This window comes from Photobacterium sp. DNB23_23_1, from assembly GCF_052873815.1.
This window is the reverse complement of the sequence record NZ_JBNNXT010000003.1, coordinates 76,619-101,980: the sequence shown is the minus strand read 5'-3', so window position 1 is coordinate 101,980 and position 25,362 is coordinate 76,619. Positions and strand designations below refer to the sequence as shown.

25 protein-coding genes are annotated in these 25,362 nt (G+C 53.2%); 11 read left to right on the top strand and 14 right to left on the bottom strand.

Features of this window, described 5'->3' with window-relative positions:
- The first annotated feature begins 21 nt into the window (after positions 1-21).
- The 6 genes from ACVA53_RS03375 to recG all read left to right on the top strand — a co-directional run bounded on the left by ACVA53_RS03375 (position 22) and on the right by recG (position 7,761).
- A complete protein-coding gene (locus ACVA53_RS03375) occupies positions 22-1,560 on the top strand; it encodes a bifunctional GNAT family N-acetyltransferase/carbon-nitrogen hydrolase family protein (protein WP_255040315.1) in 1,539 nt (512 codons plus the stop codon).
- Between the two features lie 209 nt (positions 1,561-1,769).
- Positions 1,770-2,396: a guanylate kinase gene (gmk, locus tag ACVA53_RS03370; protein WP_107349752.1), complete on the top strand. Its 627-nt coding sequence runs from the start codon at positions 1,770-1,772 to the stop codon at positions 2,394-2,396.
- Between the two features lie 53 nt (positions 2,397-2,449).
- The gene (gene rpoZ, locus ACVA53_RS03365) at positions 2,450-2,725 is read left to right on the top strand and encodes a DNA-directed RNA polymerase subunit omega (RefSeq protein WP_107349751.1); all 276 of its coding nucleotides are present in this window, start codon (positions 2,450-2,452) and stop codon (positions 2,723-2,725) included.
- An 18-nt stretch (positions 2,726-2,743) separates the two neighbouring features.
- Positions 2,744-4,846, top strand: coding sequence for a bifunctional GTP diphosphokinase/guanosine-3',5'-bis pyrophosphate 3'-pyrophosphohydrolase (gene spoT, locus ACVA53_RS03360; protein WP_255040314.1), 2,103 nt, complete (start codon positions 2,744-2,746; stop codon positions 4,844-4,846).
- A 78-nt stretch (positions 4,847-4,924) separates the two neighbouring features.
- Positions 4,925-5,638, top strand: coding sequence for a tRNA (guanosine(18)-2'-O)-methyltransferase TrmH (gene trmH / locus ACVA53_RS03355; RefSeq protein ID WP_446504494.1), 714 nt, complete (start codon positions 4,925-4,927; stop codon positions 5,636-5,638).
- 41 nt (positions 5,639-5,679) lie between these two features.
- Positions 5,680-7,761: an ATP-dependent DNA helicase RecG gene (gene recG, locus ACVA53_RS03350; protein ID WP_446504493.1), complete on the top strand. Its 2,082-nt coding sequence runs from the start codon at positions 5,680-5,682 to the stop codon at positions 7,759-7,761.
- Between the two features lie 86 nt (positions 7,762-7,847).
- Here recG and envZ read toward each other — a convergent pair whose 3' ends face one another.
- A complete protein-coding gene (gene envZ / locus ACVA53_RS03345; protein WP_255040311.1) occupies positions 7,848-9,212 on the bottom strand; it encodes a two-component system sensor histidine kinase EnvZ in 1,365 nt (454 codons plus the stop codon).
- A gap of 3 nt (positions 9,213-9,215) precedes the next feature.
- Positions 9,216-9,935, bottom strand: a complete 720-nt coding sequence (ompR, locus tag ACVA53_RS03340; protein ID WP_107349746.1) for an osmolarity response regulator transcription factor OmpR — start codon at positions 9,933-9,935, stop codon at positions 9,216-9,218.
- 327 nt (positions 9,936-10,262) lie between these two features.
- Here ompR and greB point away from each other — a divergent pair, with 327 nt between their 5' ends.
- Both greB and ACVA53_RS03330 read left to right on the top strand, forming a co-directional pair.
- Positions 10,263-10,733 carry a transcription elongation factor GreB gene (gene greB, locus ACVA53_RS03335; RefSeq protein WP_255040310.1) on the top strand — a complete coding sequence of 157 codons (471 nt, stop codon included), beginning with the start codon at positions 10,263-10,265 and terminating at the stop codon, positions 10,731-10,733.
- A 113-nt stretch (positions 10,734-10,846) separates the two neighbouring features.
- Positions 10,847-13,189 carry a Tex family protein gene (locus tag ACVA53_RS03330; RefSeq protein ID WP_446504492.1) on the top strand — a complete coding sequence of 781 codons (2,343 nt, stop codon included), beginning with the start codon at positions 10,847-10,849 and terminating at the stop codon, positions 13,187-13,189.
- A 125-nt stretch (positions 13,190-13,314) separates the two neighbouring features.
- Here ACVA53_RS03330 and ACVA53_RS03325 read toward each other — a convergent pair whose 3' ends face one another.
- The 3 genes from ACVA53_RS03325 to bioH form a co-directional block, all read right to left on the bottom strand.
- Positions 13,315-13,773 carry an ATP-dependent Lon protease gene (locus ACVA53_RS03325; protein WP_446504491.1) on the bottom strand — a complete coding sequence of 153 codons (459 nt, stop codon included), beginning with the start codon at positions 13,771-13,773 and terminating at the stop codon, positions 13,315-13,317.
- A gap of 74 nt (positions 13,774-13,847) precedes the next feature.
- The gene (locus ACVA53_RS03320; protein ID WP_446504490.1) at positions 13,848-14,216 is read right to left on the bottom strand and encodes a hypothetical protein; all 369 of its coding nucleotides are present in this window, start codon (positions 14,214-14,216) and stop codon (positions 13,848-13,850) included.
- Between the two features lie 150 nt (positions 14,217-14,366).
- Positions 14,367-15,131: a pimeloyl-ACP methyl ester esterase BioH gene (gene bioH / locus ACVA53_RS03315; protein ID WP_446504489.1), complete on the bottom strand. Its 765-nt coding sequence runs from the start codon at positions 15,129-15,131 to the stop codon at positions 14,367-14,369.
- A gap of 36 nt (positions 15,132-15,167) precedes the next feature.
- Between bioH and ACVA53_RS03310 the strand changes: the two genes are divergently transcribed.
- The gene (locus ACVA53_RS03310) at positions 15,168-15,857 is read left to right on the top strand and encodes a phosphoribosyltransferase family protein (RefSeq protein ID WP_446504488.1); all 690 of its coding nucleotides are present in this window, start codon (positions 15,168-15,170) and stop codon (positions 15,855-15,857) included.
- A gap of 129 nt (positions 15,858-15,986) precedes the next feature.
- Positions 15,987-16,565 carry a Fe-S biogenesis protein NfuA gene (nfuA, locus tag ACVA53_RS03305; protein WP_255040422.1) on the top strand — a complete coding sequence of 193 codons (579 nt, stop codon included), beginning with the start codon at positions 15,987-15,989 and terminating at the stop codon, positions 16,563-16,565.
- Between the two features lie 184 nt (positions 16,566-16,749).
- Here nfuA and ACVA53_RS03300 read toward each other — a convergent pair whose 3' ends face one another.
- The 6 genes from ACVA53_RS03300 to ACVA53_RS03275 form a co-directional block, all read right to left on the bottom strand.
- Positions 16,750-17,106, bottom strand: a complete 357-nt coding sequence (locus tag ACVA53_RS03300) for a 3D domain-containing protein (protein WP_373689528.1) — start codon at positions 17,104-17,106, stop codon at positions 16,750-16,752.
- A 139-nt stretch (positions 17,107-17,245) separates the two neighbouring features.
- Complete coding sequence (gene dinF, locus ACVA53_RS03295) at positions 17,246-18,595, bottom strand: MATE family efflux transporter DinF (protein ID WP_446504526.1); 1,350 nt, start codon at positions 18,593-18,595, stop codon at positions 17,246-17,248.
- A gap of 161 nt (positions 18,596-18,756) precedes the next feature.
- A complete protein-coding gene (gene cyoE / locus ACVA53_RS03290) occupies positions 18,757-19,677 on the bottom strand; it encodes a heme o synthase (RefSeq protein WP_446504487.1) in 921 nt (306 codons plus the stop codon).
- A 31-nt stretch (positions 19,678-19,708) separates the two neighbouring features.
- Positions 19,709-20,737 carry a COX15/CtaA family protein gene (locus ACVA53_RS03285; protein ID WP_446504486.1) on the bottom strand — a complete coding sequence of 343 codons (1,029 nt, stop codon included), beginning with the start codon at positions 20,735-20,737 and terminating at the stop codon, positions 19,709-19,711.
- Positions 20,738-20,748: 11 nt separating this feature from the next.
- Positions 20,749-21,297 (bottom strand): cytochrome oxidase, encoded by a 549-nt coding sequence (locus tag ACVA53_RS03280; protein WP_255040300.1) that lies wholly within the window; start codon positions 21,295-21,297, stop codon positions 20,749-20,751.
- Positions 21,294-21,971 (bottom strand): SURF1 family protein, encoded by a 678-nt coding sequence (locus ACVA53_RS03275; RefSeq protein ID WP_446504485.1) that lies wholly within the window; start codon positions 21,969-21,971, stop codon positions 21,294-21,296. Before ACVA53_RS03275 ends, ACVA53_RS03280 begins: the two co-directional genes overlap by 4 nt.
- A 50-nt stretch (positions 21,972-22,021) precedes the next feature.
- On the opposite strand from ACVA53_RS03275, the gene ACVA53_RS03270 reads away from it, so the two are divergent.
- A complete protein-coding gene (locus ACVA53_RS03270; protein ID WP_446504484.1) occupies positions 22,022-22,228 on the top strand; it encodes a DUF2909 domain-containing protein in 207 nt (68 codons plus the stop codon).
- Between the two features lie 15 nt (positions 22,229-22,243).
- On the opposite strand, the gene ACVA53_RS03265 is transcribed toward ACVA53_RS03270, so the two are convergent.
- The 3 genes from ACVA53_RS03265 to ctaD are packed head-to-tail and all read right to left on the bottom strand — an operon-like array spanning position 22,244 to position 25,356.
- A complete protein-coding gene (locus tag ACVA53_RS03265; protein WP_255040419.1) occupies positions 22,244-23,146 on the bottom strand; it encodes a cytochrome c oxidase subunit 3 in 903 nt (300 codons plus the stop codon).
- 9 nt (positions 23,147-23,155) lie between these two features.
- Positions 23,156-23,725: a cytochrome c oxidase assembly protein gene (locus tag ACVA53_RS03260; RefSeq protein WP_446504483.1), complete on the bottom strand. Its 570-nt coding sequence runs from the start codon at positions 23,723-23,725 to the stop codon at positions 23,156-23,158.
- 14 nt (positions 23,726-23,739) lie between these two features.
- Positions 23,740-25,356, bottom strand: a complete 1,617-nt coding sequence (ctaD, locus tag ACVA53_RS03255) for a cytochrome c oxidase subunit I (protein WP_255040296.1) — start codon at positions 25,354-25,356, stop codon at positions 23,740-23,742.
- Positions 25,357-25,362 lie beyond the last annotated feature (6 nt).

Below are 25,362 nucleotides of genomic sequence, written 5' to 3'. Positions count from 1 at the left end.
ACACAGACAGAGATGGTGAGAATGGATACAAATACCCCTTTGCTAAACCTTCGTGCAATAGAGCCTAGTGATTATGACGAGCTGGCTGCGTTAATGAATTTAGTCTTTGCGGATGTCGGCGGGGCATGGCCGCGAATGACGATCATGGATTTGATCCATCAATTTCCTGACGGCCAAATCTGTATTGAAGACAGTGGCAAGATAGTAGGGGCAGCCCTCACTATCAAGGTTAACTACAACCGCTTTTCACTTAACCACGCCTATACCGATATCATCACCGAACAAAATGTCATTCAACATCAAGCAGCGGGGGATGCGCTCTACGGGTTGGATGTGTTTGTCCATCCGGATTACCGCGGACTTCGCCTCGGCAGACGGCTCTACGATGCACGCAAAGAGCTCTGCCGCAGCGTCAACCTCAAGGCCATCTTGGCGGGTGGCCGTATTCCCGGCTATCACAAAGTCGCCGATCAATTCACCGTCATCGAATATATCGAAAAGGTCAAACGCAAGGAAACTCACGATCCCATCCTGTCGTTCCAGCTCGCCAATGATTTTGATGTCAAACGACTCATGAAAAATTACCTGCCGGAAGATGCCAAGTCATGCGGCTACGCCACCTTGCTGGAATGGGACAATGTGTTTTATGACGAGGAAATGCCGTCCATTATTGAATCCGAAAAAAAAATAGTCCGTATCGGTATCGTTCAATGGCAAATGCGCAAAATGGTCTCGCTCGACGATCTAATCGACCAAGCCGAATTTTTTGTCTCCTCACTGTCAAACTACCAAGCGGACTTCGCATTATTCCCTGAATTTTTCAATGCCCCACTGATGGGACTCAGACCCGACCTCAGTCCGGTTGAGGCCATCCGTTTTCTGAGCGAGTTTAGCGAGGAGATCAAACAACGGTTTTCCCAGATGGCAGTCACCTACAATATCAATATTATTTCAGGCAGTATGCCGGTGCTGGAGAATGACCGCCTCTATAATGTCTCTTACCTACTCCACCGTGACGGTTGTATCGATGAGCAATACAAAATCCATATCACCCCGCACGAGCAAAAAGACTGGGTCATTGATGGCGGTGATAAGGTAAAAGTGTTCGATACCGATGCCGGACGGGTCGGCATCCTCATCTGCTACGATGCCGAGTTTCCCGAACTGGGCCGGATGCTGGCAGAGCAAGGCGTCCAAATCATGTTCGTGCCCTTTTGGACCGACACCAAAAATGGTTATTTGCGCGTTCGGTTATGTGCCCAGGCAAGGGCTATCGAAAATGAATGCTACGTCGCACTCGGTGGCAGCGTCGGTAATCTACCGCGGGTCAATAATGTCGATATCCAATATGCCCAGTCCGCGGTCTTTTCACCCTCGGACATCTATTTCCCCCACGATGCCACCATTACCGAGGCCAGCGCCAATACAGAGATGATCATCTTTGCCGATGTCGAGCTCGATAAGCTCAAGTACCTCAACACCGAAGGGTCGGTCACAAACTTGCGCCACCGGCGGCTCGACCTCTATGGCGGCTTTACCCGACCAGAAAAAAACAAGTAAAGTAATGGCATGGGGCACACTATCTTTCATCATAAAGATCGAGATAACCTGAAATAAGGTTATCTCGACAACACTAAATTCAACTAGGCTTAGTTTATTGGCTCTCTGAGAGTAGACAAAAAGTTGAATTTTCAAGCAGCCAGCCAATTTCTTTTGCACGCGGATCATGATAATCTGCGCGCCCTTCTATCACTGAGTGAAAATAGGCAATGAGCAAAGGTACTCTATACATCGTGTCGGCCCCAAGCGGTGCTGGTAAATCAAGTTTGATTAACGCCCTTCTTGAAACAAATCCGACCTATGACATGAAAGTATCCGTCTCTCACACTACGCGTGGTATGCGCCCGGGTGAGCAGCACGGTGTTCATTACAATTTTGTCAGCGTAGAAGAATTTACTGAACTCACTGAAAAAAGTGCATTTTTAGAGCACGCTGAAGTCTTCGGTAACTTCTATGGCACCTCTCGCCTTTGGATTGAGGAGCAGCTAAACAAAGGGATCGACGTATTCCTCGACATCGACTGGCAAGGTGCGCGTCAAATCCGCAAGCAGATGCCACAAGCGAAAAGTCTGTTTATTCTGCCCCCGTCAAAAGAAGAGCTGGAACGTCGCCTGAATGCACGTGGTCAAGACAGCGAAACTGTTATTGCCCGCCGCATGCAAGAAGCCCGCGCAGAGATCTCTCATTACAACGAATACGATTACGTGATCGTTAACGATGATTTCGATGCTGCTTTATTGGATTTTAAAGCCATCATCCGCGCTGAACGATTGAAGCAAGACAAACAAGCTGCTAAATATAGCAGCATGTTGAATGCGCTACTGGCAGAACAGTAAGTATTTTTGTACAATTTTCCCTCTTTACTTATAGATAACCACTGGAGTCCTCCATGGCACGCGTAACTGTTCAAGACGCTGTTGATAAAATTGGCAACCGTTTCGATCTGATCCAAATTGCTTCACGCCGCGCTCGTCAAATGCAAACTGGCGGTAAGGATCCACTGGTACCTGAAGAAAACGACAAGTACACAGTGATCGCACTTCGTGAAATCGAAGAAGGCCTAATCACTAAAGATATCCTTGATGCTCGCGAGCGTCAGGAACTTCAAGAGCAAGAAGCAGCAGAGCTAGCAGCTGTTAGCGCTATTGCTGGCGACAACCGTTAATTCAGGGAACCGGGCGAATTGTATCTTTTTGATAGCCTGAAAGAAGTCGCAATCGAATACCTGCCTGAGTCTCAAATAGAGGCGCTCAGGCAGGCATATTTAGTTGCGCGTGATGCCCACGAAGGGCAGACCCGCTCCAGTGGCGAACCTTACATCATCCATCCGATTGCCGTTGCCCGTATCTTGGCCGAAATGCGCCTCGACTACGAAACCTTGATGGCAGCCCTCCTCCACGATGTCATAGAAGATACCGAGGTCACCAAAGATGATCTCGACAGTCGCTTTGGCTCCACCGTGGCCGAGTTGGTTGATGGGGTTTCCAAGCTGGACAAGCTGAAGTTCCGCGACCGCAAAGAAGCGCAAGCAGAGAACTTCCGCAAGATGATCATGGCCATGGCCCATGACATCCGCGTTATCCTTATCAAGCTGGCCGACCGTACGCACAATATGCGCACCCTGGGTGCTCTGCGTCCGGATAAACGTCGTCGAATTGCCCGCGAGACGCTGGAGATCTTCTCTCCGCTGGCGCACCGCTTAGGTATCCACAATATCAAAACCGAACTGGAAGAGCTGGGTTTCGAAGCCCTGTATCCAAACCGCTACCGTGTTTTGAAGGAAGTGGTGGCTGCCGCACGGGGTAACCGCAAAGAAATGATTAATAAGATCCACGCCGAAATTGAGGGTCGCCTCAAAGACGCGGGGATTGAAGGCACGGTGCAAGGCCGCGAGAAAAACCTGTACTCCATCTACAACAAGATGAAGAACAAGGAGCAGCGCTTCCATTCGATCATGGACATCTACGCTTTCCGCGTACTGGTCAAGGATCTGGATACCTGCTATCGCGTACTGGGGCAGGTCCATAACCTGTACAAGCCCCGCCCGAGCCGGATGAAAGACTATATCGCGATCCCGAAAGCCAACGGCTACCAGTCATTGCATACCTCACTGGTCGGCCCGCACGGGGTACCGGTGGAAGTCCAGATCCGTACTGAAGATATGGATCAGATGGCCGACAAAGGTGTCGCTGCCCACTGGGCATACAAAGACGGTGAGAGCTCTGGCACCACGGCGCAGGTTAAAGCCCAGCGCTGGATGCAGAGCCTACTTGAGCTTCAGCAAAGCGCCGGCAGCTCATTCGAATTCATTGAAAACGTTAAGTCGGATCTGTTCCCGGATGAGATTTACGTCTTTACGCCAAAAGGCCGGATTGTTGAATTGCCTGTTGGTGCCACCGCGGTCGATTTTGCCTACGCAGTACATACCGATGTCGGTAATGCTTGTGTCGGTGCCCGTGTCGAGCGCCAACCATACCCGCTGAGCAAACCGCTTAAAAACGGCCAAACCATTGAGATCATCAGCGCACCGGGTGCCCGCCCGAATGCCGCTTGGCTCAACTACGTGGTGACGTCACGCGCCCGCACTAAGATCCGTCAAGTGCTCAAGACCATGCGTCGCGAAGAGTCCATCACCCTTGGCCGCCGCCTGCTCAACCATGCCCTCGGTGCTATCAACATCGACCAGATTGATGAAGGTAATCTGCGCCAGGTATTGACCGATCTACGTCTGGCAAGCCTCGAAGAATTGCTGGCAGAGATAGGCCTCGGTGAGCTGATGAGTGTGGTCATTGCTCGTCGCCTACTCGGCAACGCCGACGAGCTGACAACGAAAGAAACCGATCAACGCCTGCCGATCCGCGGTGCTGACGGTATCTTGTTGACCTTTGCCAACTGCTGTCACCCTATCCACGGTGACCCGATCATGGCCCATGTCAGCCCAGGCAAAGGCTTGGTGATCCACCGCGAGGAATGTGCCAATATCCGTGGTTACCAGAAAGAGCCAGACAAATACATGGCGGTTGAGTGGAGCGAAGACTTCGAGCAAGAGTTTGTTACCTCGCTCAAGGTCGATATGCAAAATCACCAAGGTGCACTGGCCGATTTGACCAATACCATAGCCGCGACCGGATCCAATATTCAGGGCCTGGCAACGGAAGAGAAAGACGGCCGCCTGTATACCATTACCGTGCGCCTGACCACCAAGGGGCGTATCCATCTGGCCGATATCATGCGCCGGATCCGAGTCATGCCCAATGTGGTGCGTGTTTCACGCCAGAAAAATTAATCGCGCCAGCATCTCGCTTGGCCCGTCAAAAATTAAAAACGCCCGTTCTCGGGCGTTTTCTTTAGGTAACATATAACAATGAGCCCAGAACGCTTCCAACGTATTCACGAGGTCCTTGCCACCCGCCAGCCAGACTTGACGGTGTGCATGGAAGAAGTCCACAAACCCAATAACGTCTCGGCGATTGTCCGTACCGCAGATGCAGTCGGGATCCACAAGGTCCATGCCGTATGGCCCAAAGATGGCATGAAAGTGCTGGGCCACACTTCGGCTGGAGCCCGGAATTGGGTCGAACTCGAAACCCACGACACAATGGTCGATGCAGTCGGCGCTCTAAAAGCGCAAGGGATGCAGGTATTGGCAACCAACCTATCCGATACTGCGGTTGATTTTCGTGAGATCGACTACACCAAACCAACCGCTGTTATCTTGGGTGGCGAGAAAAATGGGATCACCGCTGAAGCCCTGTCGATGGCCGATCAGGATATCATCATCCCAATGGTAGGTATGGTACAGTCACTGAATGTCTCAGTGGCCAGTGCTCTGATCTTGTATGAAGCCCAGCGCCAGCGCCAAAATGCCGGTATGTATAACAGGGATAAAACCCCGCTGCCCGATGAGGTGGTTCACCGCATCCTGTTCGAGCGCGGCCATCCAGTACTGGCCAAGGTTGCCCGCCGCAAGGGGCTGCCTTATCCGCCACTGGACGAGAACGGCCAAATTGCTGCCGATGAGCAATGGTGGAGCATCATGCAGGCGACCGAACCGAAAAAGAAAAAATCCTTACCTTAAACGGATGTAGCCATAACGGATGTGGCCATAATGGAGTAGTAATGAGCGGACAACTTCTCGATACCATTGCCCTGACTGAACTGTCAGGGGTTGGTGCCAAAATGGCAGAAAAACTGGAAAAAATCGGCCTGCATACAGTGCAGGATCTCCTCTTCCACCTACCGCTCCGCTACGAAGACCGCACCCGGATCTGGCCAATTGCCAGTGCGATGGCCGGCCAGCATCTGACCATTCAGGGCGAGGTACTCAGCAGCAACATCGCCTTTGGCAAACGTCGGATGCTGACCGTAAAAATCAGCGATCAGAGCGGCACTGCCACCCTGCGTTTTTTCAACTTCAACGCAGCAATGAAAAACAGCCTGAGCGAAGGCAAACAGGTCAAAGCCTACGGTGAGATCAAGCGCGGTAAATACGGGCTGGAGATCATTCATCCCGACTACAAAGTATTCTCCGAGCCCACCGAACTCAGCACCGAGGAAACCCTGACACCGGTCTACCCGACCACCGATGGCCTACGCCAGCTAACCCTGCGTAACCTGACCGATCAAGCCATGCGCCTGCTCGACAAGTCTGCGGTGCGCGAGTTGCTACCGGAAGGCTTGTACGACCGCCAGATGACCCTCTCCCAAGCGCTGCATGTGATGCACCGGCCAACACCGGATGTATCGCTCGATCAGCTAGAGGAAGGCAAGCATCCGGCCCAGCAGCGCCTGATCCTCGAAGAGTTGCTGGCACAGAACCTGTCGATGCTGGCCGTGCGCCATAAAAGCCAGCGCCATGCCGCCTGGCCGCTTGCCGAAAGTAATACGCTCAAAAACAAACTGCTAGAGAGCCTGCCGTTCATCCCAACCGGCGCCCAGCAACGGGTAGTCGCCGATATCGAGCGCGATCTTGGCGTGCCACACCCTATGATGCGCTTGGTTCAGGGTGATGTCGGCTCGGGCAAAACTCTGGTTGCTGCGCTAGCCGCACTACGTGCTATCGAGCATGGCTATCAAGTGGCCCTGATGGCACCGACCGAATTGCTGGCCGAACAGCATGCCATCAACTTTGCTTCCTGGCTCAACCCGATGGGTATTGAAGTCGGCTGGCTAGCCGGCAAGCTCAAAGGCAAAGCCCGTGATAAAGAGCTGGCCCGCATCGAAAGTGGCGAAGCCAAAATGGTAGTGGGTACCCACGCCTTATTCCAAGAGCAGGTCGTATTCAATAACTTGGCTTTGGTCATTATTGACGAACAGCACCGTTTCGGGGTCCATCAACGCCTAGAGCTACGGGAGAAAGGGGCCAATGGCGGTTGCTATCCGCACCAGCTGATCATGACTGCGACCCCGATTCCACGTACCTTGGCGATGACTGCCTATGCCGACTTGGAAACCTCGGTCATTGATGAGCTACCACCGGGGCGTACCCCGATCCAAACCGTGGCCCTGCCCGATTCACGCCGCCCTGAAATCATCGAACGCATTCGATCGGCCTGCCTCAATGAAGGTCGCCAGGCCTACTGGGTCTGTACCCTGATTGATGAGTCCGAGGTACTGGAAGCGCAAGCGGCGTCCGATACCGCCGACGAGCTAACGGCCCAGTTGCCGGAGCTCAATATCGGTTTGGTCCATGGCCGGATGAAACCGGCAGAAAAGCAGCAAGTGATGAAGCGCTTCAAGGATGGCGAGTTGCACCTACTGGTTGCTACCACTGTTATCGAAGTGGGCGTCGATGTGCCCAATTCCAGCCTGATGGTGATTGAAAACCCCGAGCGGCTCGGATTAGCCCAGCTGCACCAGTTACGCGGCCGGGTTGGCCGGGGCAATGTCGCCAGCCACTGTGTTCTGCTCTACCATGCCCCGCTATCTAAAACGGCGCAGAAACGACTTGGGGTATTACGTGAAAGCAGCGATGGCTTTGTGATAGCCCAACGCGATTTGGAAATCCGCGGTCCCGGCGAATTGCTCGGCACCAAGCAGACCGGTGTTGCTGACTTCAAGGTTGCCGATCTGATCCGTGACCAGCACCTGATCCCGCAAGTCCAGAAACTGGCCCGCTACCTGCACGACAACTACCCGGACAACGCCAAGGCGATTATCGACCGCTGGCTCGGCCAACGAGAAAATTATTCTAATGCCTAATATCCAGCAACAGGCAATAAAAAAGCGAAGGTGATATCACCTTCGCTTTTTTTACGCCACGCGGCCTTGGTTCAGACGAACAACTATTACTTTTTGACCGGTAATTTCTTGACGAGCAAGGGCAAGCTAATTTGTACCCGCAGGCCACCTTCTCGGCGGTTAGATACCTGAATGACCCCTTCGTACTGGTCGATGATACGTTTGACTATCGCCAGTCCCAAACCGGTACCTTCAGTATCCGTGCCACGTGCCGTGTCACCACGGGTCAACGGCTGGAACATCCTAGCCACCTGATCGGGCGCAATACCGGGACCATCGTCCTCGACACAAAACCACGCACTCTTGCGATCCGCAGCCGTACCGCTAGATATCTTAACCCAACCATTACCATAACGCTGGGCATTGACCACCAAATTGGCAATAGAGCGTTTAATTGACACCCCATTACCGGTAACGACACCGGGGATCTCAGTCAGCTCAAGCTCAACCTGGCGCTCATAGCCCCCTTCGGCTTCCGCGACTTCTTCCAGCAGATAGTTAAGTTCCAGCTCTTCCTCTGCCTGTTTCTTGGTTGACTTGAGGTAGTCCATGAACTGGCTGATGATCTCGTTACACTCCTCGGTGTCCTTAATCATGCTCTCGGCCAAGTAACCATCTTCCGGTGACATCATTTCGGTCGCCAAGCGGATCCGGGTCAACGGGGTACGCAAGTCGTGGCTCACCCCAGCCATCAGCAGGGCACGATCATCTTCAAGCTGTTTGATACCCGCCGACATCCTGTTGAACGCCTTGGTTACAGCGCGAATCTCCGATGCCCCACGTTCAGGTAACACCGGTGGCGTTTCGCCCCTAGCAACCTGCAAGGCCGCTTGCTCCAGTGCCACCAAAGGTCGGTTCTGGATCCGGATAAACAACCAGCCACCCGCAATCACCATAAAGGCAATGATCAGGCTGTAGTGGAACAGCGGCGAGAAATCATCTTCCTGCAATTCAGAAAGTGGGATCCGCATCAGATAGCCGGGTATCGACTCGCTTTTCAACCACAGTACATAACTGTCCGCCCCCAGAACCAAACGTACTTCCGTCGGCGATTCCAGCTCCTGGGTCATCTCCTCACTGAGATACTCAATCACCGTCGCCTTGGAAAACTCCTTCAGCTCCTCATCATGGATCGGATCGGTCCCGTCTTCAGAATGCAAAGTCACACCCAGTTGCTCGAGCAACTGACGGCGCAGTGGCGTATCAAGGTGGAAAGTATTACCGTCGGCCAGCTCCACATCCTCCTTAAGCATCAAGCGCACTTCATAGGCAAGGATCCGGTTGAACTGCTGTAAGCTCGGCAGCAAGGCATAGTTGAGGACAGCCAGGTAAGAAAAAATCTGGCTGGCTATCAACAAGCCAGCCAGAAGGATCAGTGTCCGGGTAAAAGTACTGCGTGGCGACAGTCGCATGGCTTACGCCTCGCTGCCGTCCGGAACAAACACGTAACCCAGTCCCCAAACGGTCTGGATGTAACGCGGGCGGCTTGGGTCTTCTTCAATCATCCGGCGCAGGCGCGAGATCTGAACGTCAATCGAGCGCTCCATCGCCGAATATTCACGGCCACGGGCCATGTTCATCAGCTTGTCACGGGACATCGGCTCACGAGCATTGGTCACCAAGGCTTTCAATACTGCAAACTCACCCGAAGTCAGCGGCATTGACTCTTCGCCACGGAACATTTCACGGGTACCCAAGTTCAGGCGGAACTCACCGAACTCGATAACCTTGCTATCCACACTCGGGGCACCAGGCGCTTCAACAGTTTGACGGCGAAGTACTGCACGGATACGAGCCAGCAATTCACGCGGGTTGAATGGCTTAGGCAGGTAATCATCCGCACCGACTTCCAAGCCGACAATGCGGTCTACTTCGTCACCTTTGGCAGTCAGCATCAGGATCGGCAGCATGTTGTTGGCATTACGTAAACGGCGGCAAATCGATAGGCCATCTTCACCCGGCAGCATCAAATCCAATACCATCAGGTGGAAAGTTTCACGGGACAATAAGCGGTCCATTTGCTCACCGTTGGCCACGCTACGCACTTGGAATCCCTGCTCTGACAGGTAACGCTCCAGTAGCGCGCGCAGACGCATGTCATCATCAACAACTAGAATCTTATAATTTTCCTGCATATCTCACCTTACTTGCATCGACCAAAGTTATCGTGCTTTGGCCGTATTTTACTCGACGCACCCAGCGGTTAGCTGAAAAATGCAGCTAAAATAACCACTAAATTGTTACCGTTTATGTCAAAAACGCCAGTTTTCTGGTGCTTTGCTCTGTTACCGCAACGACACCCTTTGTTTACTTACCTTTTAAACTAACCTAAATCCAATGAACTATCCAAAACAATACGCATTCTGAGTCGCTGACACTTGATCTGTGACTCGCACCGAACGACTATGTGAAACAAGTGAGACATTCAGTTTCAGCAACCCGATAGATAACCGGACCCTGCAATGAAAACCAACCTCATTACCCGCGAGGGCTATGACAAGCTTAAACGTGAACTCGACTTCCTATGGAAGGAAGAACGCCCAGAGGTCACCAAGAAAGTCACTTGGGCCGCCAGCCTCGGTGATCGCTCCGAAAATGCCGACTACCAGTATAATAAAAAGCGCCTGCGTGAAATCGACCGCCGAGTGCGCTACCTGCGCAAGCGTCTGGAGCTAGTACAGGTTGTCGATTACTCACCACAACAAGACGGCAAGATCTTCTTTGGTGCCTTTGTCGAGATCGAAAACGACGAAGGCGAGACTAAGGCTTTCCGTATTGTCGGCCCGGATGAGATCTACGGCCGCAACGACTACATCTCGATTGACTCCCCCATGGCCCGTGCCCTGTTGAAAAAAGAAGTCGATGACGAGGTGGAGGTCAACACACCTGCAGGCAAAAAAGAGTGGTTTGTCAACAGTATCCGCTATCAATAGTGGCGGTTTGATAACGCTGTCAGATACTGACAGATCGCTAACACACAATGCCTTGCCTGCCTTCCAATCGCCCGTAGAATGGGCTTATACAAGACAACAAGAGAAATGAACGGATGAGCAATACGATCAACCAGTTGATTGCCAACGAGCTGAATGTTCGCCAGGAACAAGTCACAGCGGCAATCACTTTGCTCGATGATGGTAACACCGTGCCTTTCGTGGCCCGTTACCGTAAGGAAGTGACCGGCGGACTGGACGATACCCAACTCCGCAACCTCGAATCGCGCCTTGGCTACCTGCGCGAGCTCGAAGATCGCCGCCAGGTGATCATCAAATCCATTACCGAGCAGGGCAAACTAACAGCCGTGCTCGAAGCGGCTATCAACGATGCCGACAGCAAGACCCGCCTGGAAGATCTCTACCTGCCTTACAAGCCCAAGCGCCGTACCAAAGGGCAAATTGCCATTGAAGCCGGTATTGAGCCTCTGGCCGACTCGTTATGGGCCGATCCAAGCCAAACGCCGGAAGAAAGCGCATCAACCTATATCGATGCCGACAAAGGCTTTGCCGATAGCAAAGCCGTGCTCGACGGTGCCCGCGCCATCTTGATGGAGCGCTTTGCTGAAGATGCCACATTACTGGAGAAAATTCGCCGCCATTTGCTATCTCAAGCCGAGCTCACCTCTCGAGTTGTGGAAGGCAAGGAGCAGGAAGGTGCCAAATTCAAGGATTACTTCGAGTACAGCGAAGTGTTCAAGAATATCCCTTCCCACCGTGCTTTGGCCTTATTCCGTGGCCGTAACGAAGGCTTCTTGCAAATTAGCCTCAATGCCGATCCGAATCAGGACGAAGGCGTTCGCGGCTCCTACTGCGAAGTGATGATTGCCGACCACCTTAAGGTGACCTTGGGTACCCAAGCGGCCGATACCTGGCGCAAACAAGTCATTAGCTGGACATGGCGGATCAAAATTGCCATGCACCTGGAAACCGAGCTCATGGCGGCACTGAAGGAAAAAGCTGAAGACGGCGCGATGCAGGTGTTTGCCGACAACCTCAAGGACTTGCTAATGGCCGCACCGGCCGGCCCGCGCGTGACGCTGGCGCTGGATCCGGGCTTGCGTACTGGCTGTAAGATCGCGGTTGTCGATAGCACCGGCAAAGTCCTTGATACTGCCACTATCTATCCACACACCGCCCGATCCCGTGTTGCCGAAGCCGAAGCAACCTTGCTGGCACTGTTTAACAAGCATGATGTCGATTTGATTGCGATCGGCAACGGCACTGCTTCACGTGAAACAGACAGTTTTGTTGCCAACTTGCTCAAAGACAACAACCTCAAGATCCAAAGCGTAATGGTGAGCGAAGCCGGGGCATCGGTCTACTCGGCTTCCGAGCTGGCCGCCAATGAATTCCCGAATCTGGACGTGTCACTGCGTGGCGCGGTATCTATCGGCCGCCGCCTGCAAGATCCGCTGGCGGAGCTGGTGAAAATCGATCCGAAATCCATCGGTGTGGGCCAGTACCAGCACGATGTTAGCCAGAGCATGCTGGCCAAACGACTGGATGCGGTGGTCGAGGACTGTGTAAATGCCGTGGGTGTCGATGTCAACACGGCTTCACCTGCCCTGCTGACCCGCGTAGCTGGCTTGAATAGCACCATAGCCCAGAACATTGTCAGCTACCGTGATGAGAACGGCCGCTTCGATAGCCGCACTACGCTGAAAAAAGTCTCTCGTCTTGGGCCAAAAGCATTCGAGCAGTGTGCTGGCTTCCTGCGTATTATGGGAGGCAAGAACCCACTTGATAGCTCAGCAGTTCACCCGGAATCCTATGCCGTGGTCAAGAACATTGCCGCCGCCAACGACAAGGCACTCGATGCTATCATCGGCAACAGCGAGTTCCTGCGCACAGTCAAAGCCGCAGACTACACTGATGATAAATTCGGCTTGCCAACCGTGACTGATATTATCAGCGAGCTCGACAAACCAGGCCGTGACCCACGCCCTGAGTTCAAGACCGCAACTTTCGCCGAAGGGGTCAACGAGGTCAAAGATCTGATCCTGGGTATGGTACTTGAAGGGGTGATCACCAATGTCACCAACTTCGGTGCCTTTGTCGATGTCGGTGTCCACCAGGATGGCTTAGTGCATATCTCTGCCCTGTCGGACAAGTTCGTGTCCGATCCGCGTGAAGTGGTTAAGGCCGGCGACATCGTCAAGGTCAAGGTGATGGAGGTGGATTTGCAACGTAAACGGATCGGCATGTCAATGCGCCTAAGCGACGAGCCAGGCCAAGACAACAAGCCTGCTCGCAAGCCTCAGGGCGAGCGTTCACAAGGCAACCGTCCACAGAGCAATCACCAGCCACGTCAGCGCCAGAACAAACCGGCTGACAATGGCAACAACGCGATGGGCGGTGCATTCGCTGCCGCATTTGCCAACGCCAAGAAGAAATAACCAGAGGCTAATACCAATCTGGATAAGTAGTTGATCAAATATTTATGTCGGTTGGTATAACCTCTGGATATAAAAAAGAGCCAGCATTCTCATGCTGGCTCTTTTTTTAGACTCTAGGATCGCGGTTACAATACCACCAAATATTCCGTTGGCGGGTTCGGCACTGTTGCCTGCGCGTATTTGTGGGCAACGACGCCTTTGGTGCGCGCGAACTGGCTGATCTGCTCCAGCGCTTCAAGTAGTTCTCGGGGGAGCTTGATGTGCATGGAATACCCCAGATCATTGACATCCGCTAAATAACTGTCAGCCGACAGGACTTTAACCAACATTTCCATTGATTCTTGATAGCCGTAATGCTTTTCTTCAACGGCTTGCTGGTAGTTGGGGTGTTCGGCAGGATCCCATGACGGCTTCTTGAGTTGTTTTTCTTCGCTACTCAGCGCCCGCTCTTGGGCTGATGACTGCATTTCTGTCGTGGGGACAATTTTCTCGCGTACACGATTATCCCGCGCGGTTTGCTCGGTTGGCGGATTAATCGTCGGGGCAACGGCAGGCGCGCCCACCTGTACGGGAGTGACTAACATGTTGGTACATCTCTCCTGTCATCTGCGCATCAGGCTGCGGGCGGTATTGAAGTAGGGCGTAATTTTTCAAGCTGTCAGGCGACAGCCAATAGAACGGTCGCGACCGTTCCCGCTGCAGCCAACCACTGTCCGGCGTTATAAAAGCCGTCACTATTGGATTTGACCTCATCAGGATGATCCATTCCCAATGCACCATAGGCAAAAGCTTCGGCCTTATCTCCCATATCTTTTTCCGTCTCTTGCGGTTTTGTCTTCTGCGCCATGGCATCATCAGCCTGCAACTGGCGAGCCTGGTCTGAAATCGACACCTTAGTCTGGCTAGCCGGCATATCTTGACTTTGCTTGGCTGCGTTATCCATTGCCGCACGAATATCAGGCTGTGCTGCAGCCTGTAGACTTGCTGGGGTATAGGTTGACGAAGTATTGATAGTACCGATTGTCATGTTGGTTTTCCCTTTCCACCATAGCGCTAAAGCCAGGAATAATATCGAAAAATTGCTCTAATAGTGCTATCGGCACAAACGCCAAAAAGTTTAGGCCGAACACGTCACGAACATCATAAACATCCACGCTTGCTAGCCTGTAAAATCATACTAACCTGTAAATGCTTTTAGCGTATCGATAAATTCATCAGGATGGGAGATAAACGGCGCATGGGAGGCAGCCGCAAATACATGTTGCTGCGACTGCGGGGCGAGCTTGTCGAGATCGCGGGCGACCTTGGCTGGCACCAAGCCATCGAGTCGGCCATAGAGCCTCAACCATGGTTGGGATATAGCACCAAGCTCTGGCCGTAAATCCACCTGAGCCAACATATCTAGCCCCAAAGCCAGTGCTTCCGGCTCGGGCTCGGGTCGGGACAATACAGCTTCCTTGAGATGGCGGATATCCTGTCTTGCCGACGGGCTTCCCATCGCCTGCAGGGCCATGAAACGCTCTATCGTAGTCCTAAAATCCAGATCAAGCTGACGGCGAAAATCGGCCAAGACTTCCGGCTTGATCCCCCGCCACGCTTTTTCAGCCGCAAAACACGGCGAGCTAGCGACAGTCACCAACTGCTCGACCCGATCTGGTGCCTGAAGCGCGGCGCTGGTGGCGACCAAGCCCCCCAAAGACCAGCCCAGCCACGTCGCCTGCTCTGGCGCTTGCTCCAGCAGCATACCGGCCATTTCATCAACATCGGCAACCGAGCAGTGCTGGCTGTGACCATAACCCGGCAGATCAACCACATGGACCCGGTAATGCTGAGCCAGCATAGGAAGTACTTGCTGCCACACAGCACCATTCATTCCCCACCCATGAATGAGAAGTAGATCGGAACCTTGCCCTTGGGTTTGCCAATGCAGCTCTGCGGTCATCTATATTTCCTTTATTTACGCCTAGGGATCACACGGATGGTATCGTTTATTACTCAATTCACCAACTTTCTCCGCCGCGGCCACCGCTGCCAGTTATGCCACCTTCCTGCCGCGGGCCCACACTCAATATGGTGCCAGCATTGTCTGGCTCGCTTTCCATGCCCGCCATATTGCCATCACTGCGGCCACACCCTCTTGGAGGATGCCGATCACTGCGGTCATTGCCTCAACGCTCCTCAGCCATGGCAGCGCTTCTACCGCGCCGGCGAATATCAATTCCCTTTACGCCATGTGATCCACCAGTTCAAATTCCAACGAAAATTCTGGCTGGCCAATCCTCTCGGCGAGCTGCTGGCGCAACAAATCGATGATCCCGCTCCATTATTGCTGCCCATCCCGCTGCATCCGCTTCGCCGCCTTAAGCGTGGTTTCAACCAAAGCAGCCTTATCGCCCAAGTCGTCGCCCAGCATACCGGCAGTCACCTTGATACCCAGAGAATAAAGCGCCAGCGCTATACGCCTCCCCAGCATCGCCTCAACAAGGTCCAGCGTCAGCATAATCTTGAGCGGGCATTTATACTTACCGATAAGGCGCTGCCTTCCCATGTCGCCCTTGTCGATGATGTCGTCACCACCGGCAGTACCGTTGCTTCAGCGGCGACCCTACTACACAATCACGGAGTGGAGCGAGTCGATATCTATTGCCTGTGCTATACCCCGGCGTGAAAATTTTCAAGAAAATCACCGAGATCTGTGTCGAAATCATGGTTGCAAATATTAATGGGTGATAGAAAGGGCAGCAAAGAGTAGAATAGAATTAATCTTACTAAATAAGTCAGGTATTACGTCGTGTCTATGATTACTATTACTGAGAATGCTCAACAGCACTTCGGCAAACTTCTGGCCCAACAGCCGGAAGGGACAAACATCCGTGTATTCGTGGTAAACCCTGGGACCCAAAATGCAGAGTGCGGCGTGTCCTACTGTCCACCGGAAGCTGTGGAAGCTAGTGACACCGAAATCAAATTCGACCTGTTCTCAGCTTTCGTTGATGAGCTTAGCCTACCGTTCCTCGAAGATGCGGAAGTTGATTTTGTCACTGACAAAATGGGCTCACAACTAACACTGAAAGCACCCAATGCCAAGGTACGCAAAGTGTCTGACGACGCGTCGCTAATGGAACGTGTCGACTACGTGATCCAAACGCAGGTTAACCCGCAGCTGGCTGGTCACGGTGGCAATGTATCACTGGCTGAAATTACCGAAGATGGCGTCGCTATCCTTCAGTTTGGCGGTGGCTGTAACGGCTGTTCAATGGTCGACGTGACCTTGAAAGAAGGCATCGAAAAAGAGCTACTGGCCCAATTTGCCGGCGAGCTAACTGGTGTACGCGATATCACCGAGCACGCACGTGGTGAGCACTCTTACTACTAGCCGCTTCCCTGCTGAGTAACATACATAAAAAAGCGAGAGCCAAGGCTCTCGCTTTTTTGTATACCAAACTGAATAGTGCCGCTCAAAAAAAGGTTACACGCTTGGTATTCTCTCGAATCTGAAAAGATAGCGGTTCTATTCGATTAGCTAGAACAGTTATATTTTCAGGTTTTTGATGCCGTTGTTATGACTTCACAACGGTAATGGTCACATTGCGACGCCCCCAGTTCCTTGCCGCTTTGATATCCTGCCCCATGTAGATATCAATCTTGTTGCTCCAACGCTTGTTCATCTTGTCCAGCACCACATACTCACCCGGCAGGCCGGAGATTTTAACGATGGTGCCGCGCTTGAATCCCCTTCCCAGAAAATCTCGGGAAATCGCGATGGCTTTCATCCCCGGTTTAAGCCGATCGCCCCAAGCTGCAATCGTTGGATTAGAGTTGGTCTGGCCCCTCACCGAATTATACGCCGTTGCCGTAACCTTGTATGACTTACCTTGGCCTGCTGCCATGGCCGGCACGCCCCAGCTGACCGTCATTATCGTTAAAAAAAACACCAGTACTGCTTTTCTCATTTGTCCTCCCAGGTGGCAAAAAGGTTACATTTTAACCAGCACTTTGCCACATGGGTAGCATTTTTAGTCGAAAAAATGAGCAAAATAAGTCATGTCATCCTAACTATTTGTTTGCACTGGCAGGTTGCAGGAAAATATTTTTTTGCCATTGATAAGCAAATACCACGGCTAAACCCATTCCCCGCATTGCCATGAATCCCAACATGGCTCCCCATAGTGCATGATTGCCAAAATCGGCCAGCAACCACCAGAAAGCAAAATAGCAACAGGTAGCAACGAACATGCTGTTGCGCATTTCCCTAGCCCTTGTTGCCCCAATGAAGATGCCATCGAGCAAGAAGCACCACATCGCCACCAGCGGCACTGCCGCCAACCATGGTAAGTACAGGGCCGCTTCATGTTGTACGGCAGGAATATCAGAAATCAGGGCGATGATGTCACTGCCAAAAACGGTAAACGCCATAGTCAGTATCAGAGATATCATCAAACTCCAAAACGTCGTGCCGACCAAACTGCGACCAAGCTCGGCACGGTTACGGGCACCAATCGCCTTGCCTACCATCGCCTCCATGGCATAGGCAAACCCATCCATGGCATAGGAGACCAGCATCAGAAAACTCATCAGCACCGCATTAGCAGCCACCACATTATCGCCAAGTGTGGCCCCCTGGAATGTCATGAAGGTGAAAGTTAATTGCAGGCACAGGCTGCGCAGGAAGATATCCCGGTTGAGCTTGAGCAACCGACCAGTGCCATTGCGCATGCTGCGCAATTTGCTTCGCCATGCCGGCAGCGCTTGGCTCAGCCATTGACGGGAGACAAACCATAGCCCCAACACCAGGCCGCTATATTCGGCCAGTACCGACGCCGCCGCCGCTCCCTGCACTTTCCAGCCAAAACCGAGGACAAACAGTACATCCATGCTGATATTGACCACGTTGGTCACAATCAGCAGCCACATCGGTAACTTGGCGTTTTGGCTACCCAGCAACCAGCCCATAATGACAAAGTTTGCCAACGCTGCAGGTGCCCCCCAAATTCGGATGGAGAAATACTGCTCGGCATAGTGCTTTACTTCACCGCTGGCCGAGCTGAAATGGAAGATCAGATCGGCAACCGGTCGGTGGAACACAATCAGCACCAGCGCCATCAACCACGCCAAGGCGATACCCTGGATAAAAACCGTTGCCTGAGCATCGCGATCAGAAGCACCGTAGGCCTGGGCACTGAGCCCGGTTGTGGCCATCCGTAAGAAGCCCAACAACCAGAACGTCACATTGATCATGGTCCCGCCTACGGCAACCCCGCCAAGATACCAGGCATGCTCTAGGTGCCCGATCACCGCCGCATCGACCAGGCCCAGCAAGGGAACCGTAATATTCGACAGCACCATCGGCAGCGCCAGGGCAAACACCTGACGGTGCAATGTTCTATCTCGCAACGCTTGCAGCACAACAACCTCAACTCTCGATACCCGACCAGCGATTATCTGGTGTTCAGGCGCAAATAAAAAGCCCCCATGGACAAAATCCACAGGGGCTATTCCCAGTCTGCAGGATGGGAATATTCAGGGAGCGGGCCAATGCTGCAGCTAAGCAGTCATTAAGCCCACAGCTAAACCAGCAGCGCTACCAACCAGTGATCGGCCAACAAGACCACGAACAGCGCCAGCAAATGCCAAATCGAATACTTGAAGGTTGCCCATGCATGGCCAGGTTCATCGGCAAATTTCAGCTTCAGCGCATAACCGATGAAACCAAGATTCAGCACACTGCTGCCAGCCAAATACAACCCACCACTCATCCCGGTCAGCCAGGGCAGCAAGCCCACCAGGGCCAGCATCAAGGTATACAGTAGCACCATGGTCTTGGTATAGCCAATACCGTGGGTCACCGGCAGCATCGGGATCCCGGCCTTGGCATAATCGTCACGACGATGGATAGCCAACGCCCAGAAATGCGGCGGGGTCCAGGTAAACACCAGCATCACCAGCAGCAATGCATGGGAGTGCAGCTCACCGGTTACAGCCGTCCAGCCAAGCAAGGGCGGCGCCGCCCCGGCCAATCCACCAATGACGATATTCTGCGGTGTCGCGTGCTTGAGCCAAACGGTATACACCAAGGCATAGCCAATCAAGCTGGCAAACGTCAGCCAGGCAGTCAAGGCGTTGAGTTGCCATAACACCACAAAACCTGCCACCATCAGCACGCAGGCAAAAAAGACGGCTTTATGGGTTTCGACCCGGCCTTTTGCCAACGGGCGGTGATATGTCCTTGCCATCTTGGCATCAAAGCGGCGATCCAATACATGATTAAAAGCCGCCGCCGCTGCCGACTGCAGGCCGATCCCAACCAAACCGAAGACTACCGCCTTGAGCGGTGGGATCCCCGGTACTGCCAGACACATCCCAACCAATGCTGTTAGCAACAACATGGCAACCACTTTGGGCTTGGTCATGGTCAGGTAATCCTGCCACACCTTAGCCGATGACAGGGGCTTATACCCCCCTTTTGCTACAACCTGACTCTTTGCCATGTTCAGGCCCTCCTTTGGCTATTCGTTACTATTAGCTACCCATCCGGGATGCCATTCGATGGGGATAACGGCCAGCCAGCCGTATCCGGTAAACCTGCACATTCAACGCCACTAGCGACAACAGCAGCAATACACCGGTTATGTTATGGGCTACAGCAACCGACAACGGCAGACTGGCTACTACATTCGTAACGCCCAAGCTAATTTGACCGGCCAATACCAGCAGCATCACCGCCGTCCCCCCTCTAAGGGCTCTCTGCCGCCATAAAAAACCAGCAAGAACAAGCAACACGCCTGCTGTGACCATCGCCCCGATCCTATGGGTCACATGGATTGTGACCCGCTGCTGGTAATCCAGCACTCCATATTGATAGGTATCATGTTCTGGCTGGATCAAGGCAAAGGCCGAGGCGTCAAACCCCTGCTGCCAATCTACTTCACACAACGGCAGCTGGGTACATACCACGGCCGCGTAATTGGCTGCCGTCCAGCCCCCGAGCGCGATCTGACCGAAAACAACCAGCAAGCCGAGCAGGGCAAAGGCCTGCAAGCCACTGCTGATCTGAGCTGAAGAAGAGTGTAACGATGTCCTGCCCAGCCGTAGCCAGAGCAGGAACAAAAGGGAGGCGGTAGTAAACCCACCCAGTAAGTGCCCCATCACCACCACCGGCATCAACACCATAGTGACAGTCCACATCCCAAGTAATGCTTGGAAGATAACGGTTACCAACAGCAAGGCTGGCAGCCCCTTGGGTCGGGAAGGTTTACGCCACGCCAGAATATTGAGCGCTAAAATCATCAACCCCAAGCTACCGGCGACATAGCGGTGCAGCATTTCATTCCAGGCCTTGTCAGCTTCCAGCGGCGTATCAGGGAAGCGAGATGCCGCCAGCGCCTGCTGCGTTTCATCCTTCGGCACCCCGGTAAAGCCATAGCACCCCGGCCAATCCGGGCAACCTAAACCCGCTTCGGTAAGACGGGTGTAGGCACCGAGGGCAATCACACACAGTGACAACGCAAAAGTCAGAGCGACCCACAATCGATAATGATCTTGTTTCATCCACGCTCTCCCTAGCCGATTTTGGAAATTTTCAGCAGCCGCTTGAGATCCCTCAGCACATCCTTGCCCTGTGCCAACACCGCGACCTGCCCCTTGACCAAGGGGTAGGCCATCATCACATTACCGAGCGGGTCGGCAATATAGATTGCTTTGGCACCGTACTCCAGCGTCTTGAGCTGGTTAACCACGTAATCGGGTACCTGCCGCTGATCGAGGCCGGAAAGCTGCTTTTTAACATCAGAGGGCTGCCCATCAAGCATGTCACCATCAATCAGCAATACGCTATTGAGCCTGCCTTGGTCAGCTCCGACGGCTTGCGGCACCTGACGCAGATTGAACAAGGCTCCTCGGCACTGCTCATCGCACTGCGCTGGCAGCAGGTAGATCAACTGCCACTGTTTGTTCTCCCCCAGCCATTCAGATGCCATCGGTGAGCCCAGCAGTTCACCACGGTTTGTCACCCCGCCTTGGTACCAGTTGAGATCCAGCACCAGCTTGGCCAAAATAACCGGCAAGGCGAAGGCGCCGAAAAGTAATAGCAACGTTCCCTGTTTCTTCATGGTTTACTCCGTCTCAGCCACCAAAATGCAAGTCCTGATACCGCAAGCGCCATCAAAAACCATTGCAGCGCGTAGGCATAATGTTTATGCGGTCCCATTACCACCGGGATCCAAGTCTGATTGAGTGCCAGCGGACTGTCCGGGTCTATCTGCAACACCCAGGATGGAAGGGACAAATCCATGTGTTGACTCAAGTCCGCCATACTGATGTTCTGTACCCTCAGTGGATACCCCTGTCCCATCACCTCGGCCGCCAACTCGAGCAGGGAAGATGGCGGGGCGATAATGCCGCTGACCATCACCTCACCGTGATGCTCCGGTAGTACCGGGATCTGCTCCCGGTATACCGGTGCCGCTATCCAGCCCAAATTCACCAGTATCCATCCCTCATCGACAGCAAAAGGGTAAAGCACGTGGTAGCCCGGGCGACCTTGGTAAAGTTGATTATCCAGCAGTACCGCCTTGCTGTGATCAAATTCTCCTCTCAAGGTCAAACTGTACCAGCGCGGATCCGACGGTAAGCTCGCCAAGCTGTAATACATCTGATCGCTGCGAAATTTCAGCGCATGGCCCAAACTTTCTTTTTCCTGAGCGCGGGTCATTTGCCAAAATCCCAACTTGACCAATGTCATCAGTACCGCCACAGTAAAAAGAATAAAACCTATCCGACGCATGATTCACCCAGTCCTGACCGGAGACCTACCTATATCTAACCGGAGCCCCTATGTTGCTGAAAGCCCTGATTGTTTGCTTGTTGATGTTTATCGTGCTGAATCTGTTCCGTGCCCTGCCAGCTATGCTCAAAGGCAAGCAAAGCCAACCGATGTCACGTCACCTTGGACGTCGGATACTGTTCTCCGTCTTCCTATTTGCCCTACTGCTTATCGCACTGGCCAGCGGCTACATAACACCGAATCCGAGGCCTTACTAGAGGCCACTTCTAGCCTCACAGGATATAAACAAACACAAACAGACCGAGCCAAACCACATCGACAAAGTGCCAGTACCACGCCCCAGCCTGGAAGGCAAAATGCTTCTCGGGGGTAAAATGACCACGCAATACCCGTAGCCACACAATAAACAAAATCAGGGTCCCGAGCGTGACATGCAGACCATGGAAGCCTGTCAGCATGAAGAAGGTGTTGCCATAGATCCCGGCATCGAGCGTTAAGCCCATATCTTCATAGGCGTGGACATACTCCACCCCCTGCAAGTAAACAAACAACGAGCCGAGCAACACGGTCAACAATAGGAACAGTTTAAGTTTGGGCCGGTTGTCCTGCTCCAACGCCGTATGAGCGATATGTACCGTTACTGACGACACGAGTAAGATCAGGGTGTTATATAGCGGCAAACCAATCGGGCCCATCGCCGTTGTCTCAGCGCCACCCGGCGTCATGACCAAAGGCCACTGGGCAATGAACTCAGGCCACAATACTTCATGGGTCATGGCATTATTGCCAGCCCCCCCCAACCATGGCACCGCAATCATCCGCGCATAGAACAAGGTGCCGAAGAAGGCAGCGAAAAACATCACCTCAGAGAAAATGAACCAGCTCATGCCCTGACGAAATGATCGGTCCATCTGGCTGCTATAGAGCCCCCCCATCGACTCAGTGATCACATCGCGGAACCACCCCACCAGCATGATCAGCAACAAGCCAACCCCGGCCAGCAAAATCCACGGCCCCTGACCACCAAAGAGATCCCCGACCGTCGCCCCAGCCCCCATGGCAATCAGGAACAGGGCTACAGCACCGATGATCGGCCAGCCACTGGCTTCGGGCACATAATAGTTCTCGTGGGGAGGAGTCACAGATTGATCATGTTCAGAATAGGGATTCGCCATCATTCAACCTCATTGCGTTTGTGCCGGCGCATCCGGCTGGGCGTTGTAAAGGGTATAGGCCAGGGTCAAGGTGTTGATATCATCCGGCAACTCCGGATCAACATAGAACACCAAAGGCAAACTGGCCGTTTCACCAGCCGCCAACGGCTGGCGGTTGAAACAGAAGCATTCGATTTTATTCAAGTAGCGGGCCCCCATCCCCGGGCTGACCGAGGGGACGGCCTGGCCGACAGTTTCCTGCCCGGTCAGGTTCTTGGCCCGGTAGGTAATGGTATGGGTCTGACCGGGATGAACCACCAGTTGTTTAAGCTCCGGTTCAAATGTCCACTGCACCCCGGGATTGATATACGAGACAAACTCCACCGTGATCTCGCGGCTGGTATCAACCCGATCACTGGCTTCGGCCTGCGTGTCCGACGTTTTGCCGTTGATACCCGTGATATCGCAAAACACGTCGTACAGAGGCACCAAGGCAAATGCAAAGCCGAACATCGCAACGGCCATCAGGGTCAAAGACCAGATAGAGCGCTGCTTTTTGTTACCTGCAACGGAAGTTGATTCAGTCTGAGGCTTATCCATAGGCAACCCTCCGCTTAATCCACTTTAGGTGGCGTGGAAAAAGTATGGTGCGGTGCTGGTGAAGCCACCGTCCACTCCAACCCTTCAGCACCATCCCACGGCTTAGCCGCCGCCTTCTCGCCACCACGGGCACACTTGATCACCACCGCAAGGAAAATAAGTTGAGACAGGCCAAACAAGAACCCCCCTACACTGACCACCGCATTGATATCGGCAAACTGCAGCGCATAGTCAGGGATCCGGCGTGGCATACCAGCAAGGCCTAAAAAGTGCATCGGGAAGAACAAGATATTGACCGAGATAATCGAGCACCAGAAATGCCACTTGGCCAACTTCTCATCGAACATGTGCCCGGTCCATTTCGGCAACCAATAGTAAGCAGCCGCCATGATGGAGAAGATCGCCCCCGATACCAGCACATAGTGGAAGTGGGCCACCACAAAGTACGTATCATGGTACTGGAAGTCAGCCGGGGTAATGGCCAGCATCAACCCGGAGAAGCCACCGATGGTAAACAATACGATGAAAGCAATCGCAAACAGCATCGGGACTTCAAAGGTCAACGAGCCACGCCACATGGTCGCCACCCAGTTGAACACCTTGACCCCGGTTGGCACCGAGATCAGCATGGTGCAATACATAAAGAACAGCTCGGCAGCCACCGGCATCCCGGTGGTGAACATATGGTGGGCCCAAACCAAGAAACTCAGTCCGGCAATCGACGCCGTGGCATACACCATCGAACTGTAACCGAAGAGTTTCTTGCGAGAAAAGGCCGGAACTATCGCCGAAATAATACCGAAGCTCGGCAAAATCATAATGTACACTTCCGGATGACCAAAGAACCAGAATATATGCTGGAACATCACCGGATCGCCCCCGCCTGCCGCATCAAAAAAGCTGGTGCCGAAGTATTTGTCGGTCAGTACCATAGTCACCGCCCCAGCCAACACCGGCATCACCGCAATCAACAGGAATGCGGTGATCAACCATGTCCAGACAAACAGCGGCATCTTCATGTAGGTCATGCCCGGCGCACGCATATTGACGATGGTGACGATGACGTTAATCGCCCCCATAATCGAGCTGATCCCCATGATATGGATGGCAAAGACAAACAGGCCGGTACTCTCCGGGCTATAGGTTGTCGACAGCGGCGCATAAAAGGTCCAACCGAAATTAGGGCCGCCCCCTTCCATGAACAGCGAAGCCAGCAGCATGGAGAACGCAAAAGGCAAGATCCAGAAACTCCAGTTGTTCATCCGCGGCAAGGCCATATCTGGCGCACCGATCATCAGTGGTACCATCCAGTTAGCCAACCCGGTAAACGCCGGCATCACCGCACCAAATACCATGATAAGGCCGTGGACTGTGGTCATCTGGTTGAAGAAATTAGGCTCTACCAGTTGCAGCCCAGGCTGAAACAACTCGGCCCGGATCACCATCGCCATTGCCCCACCAATCAGGAACATGGCAAAACTGAACATCAAATACAGCGAGCCAATATCCTTGTGGTTGGTGGTAAACAGCCAGCGCTTGAGACCGGTCTGGTGGTGTTCATGATGCTCATGCTGCTCATGCTCGGTCTGGGTACCCTCGACCTCGTTTTGCTCACGCAACATATCCGTCATCGTCAC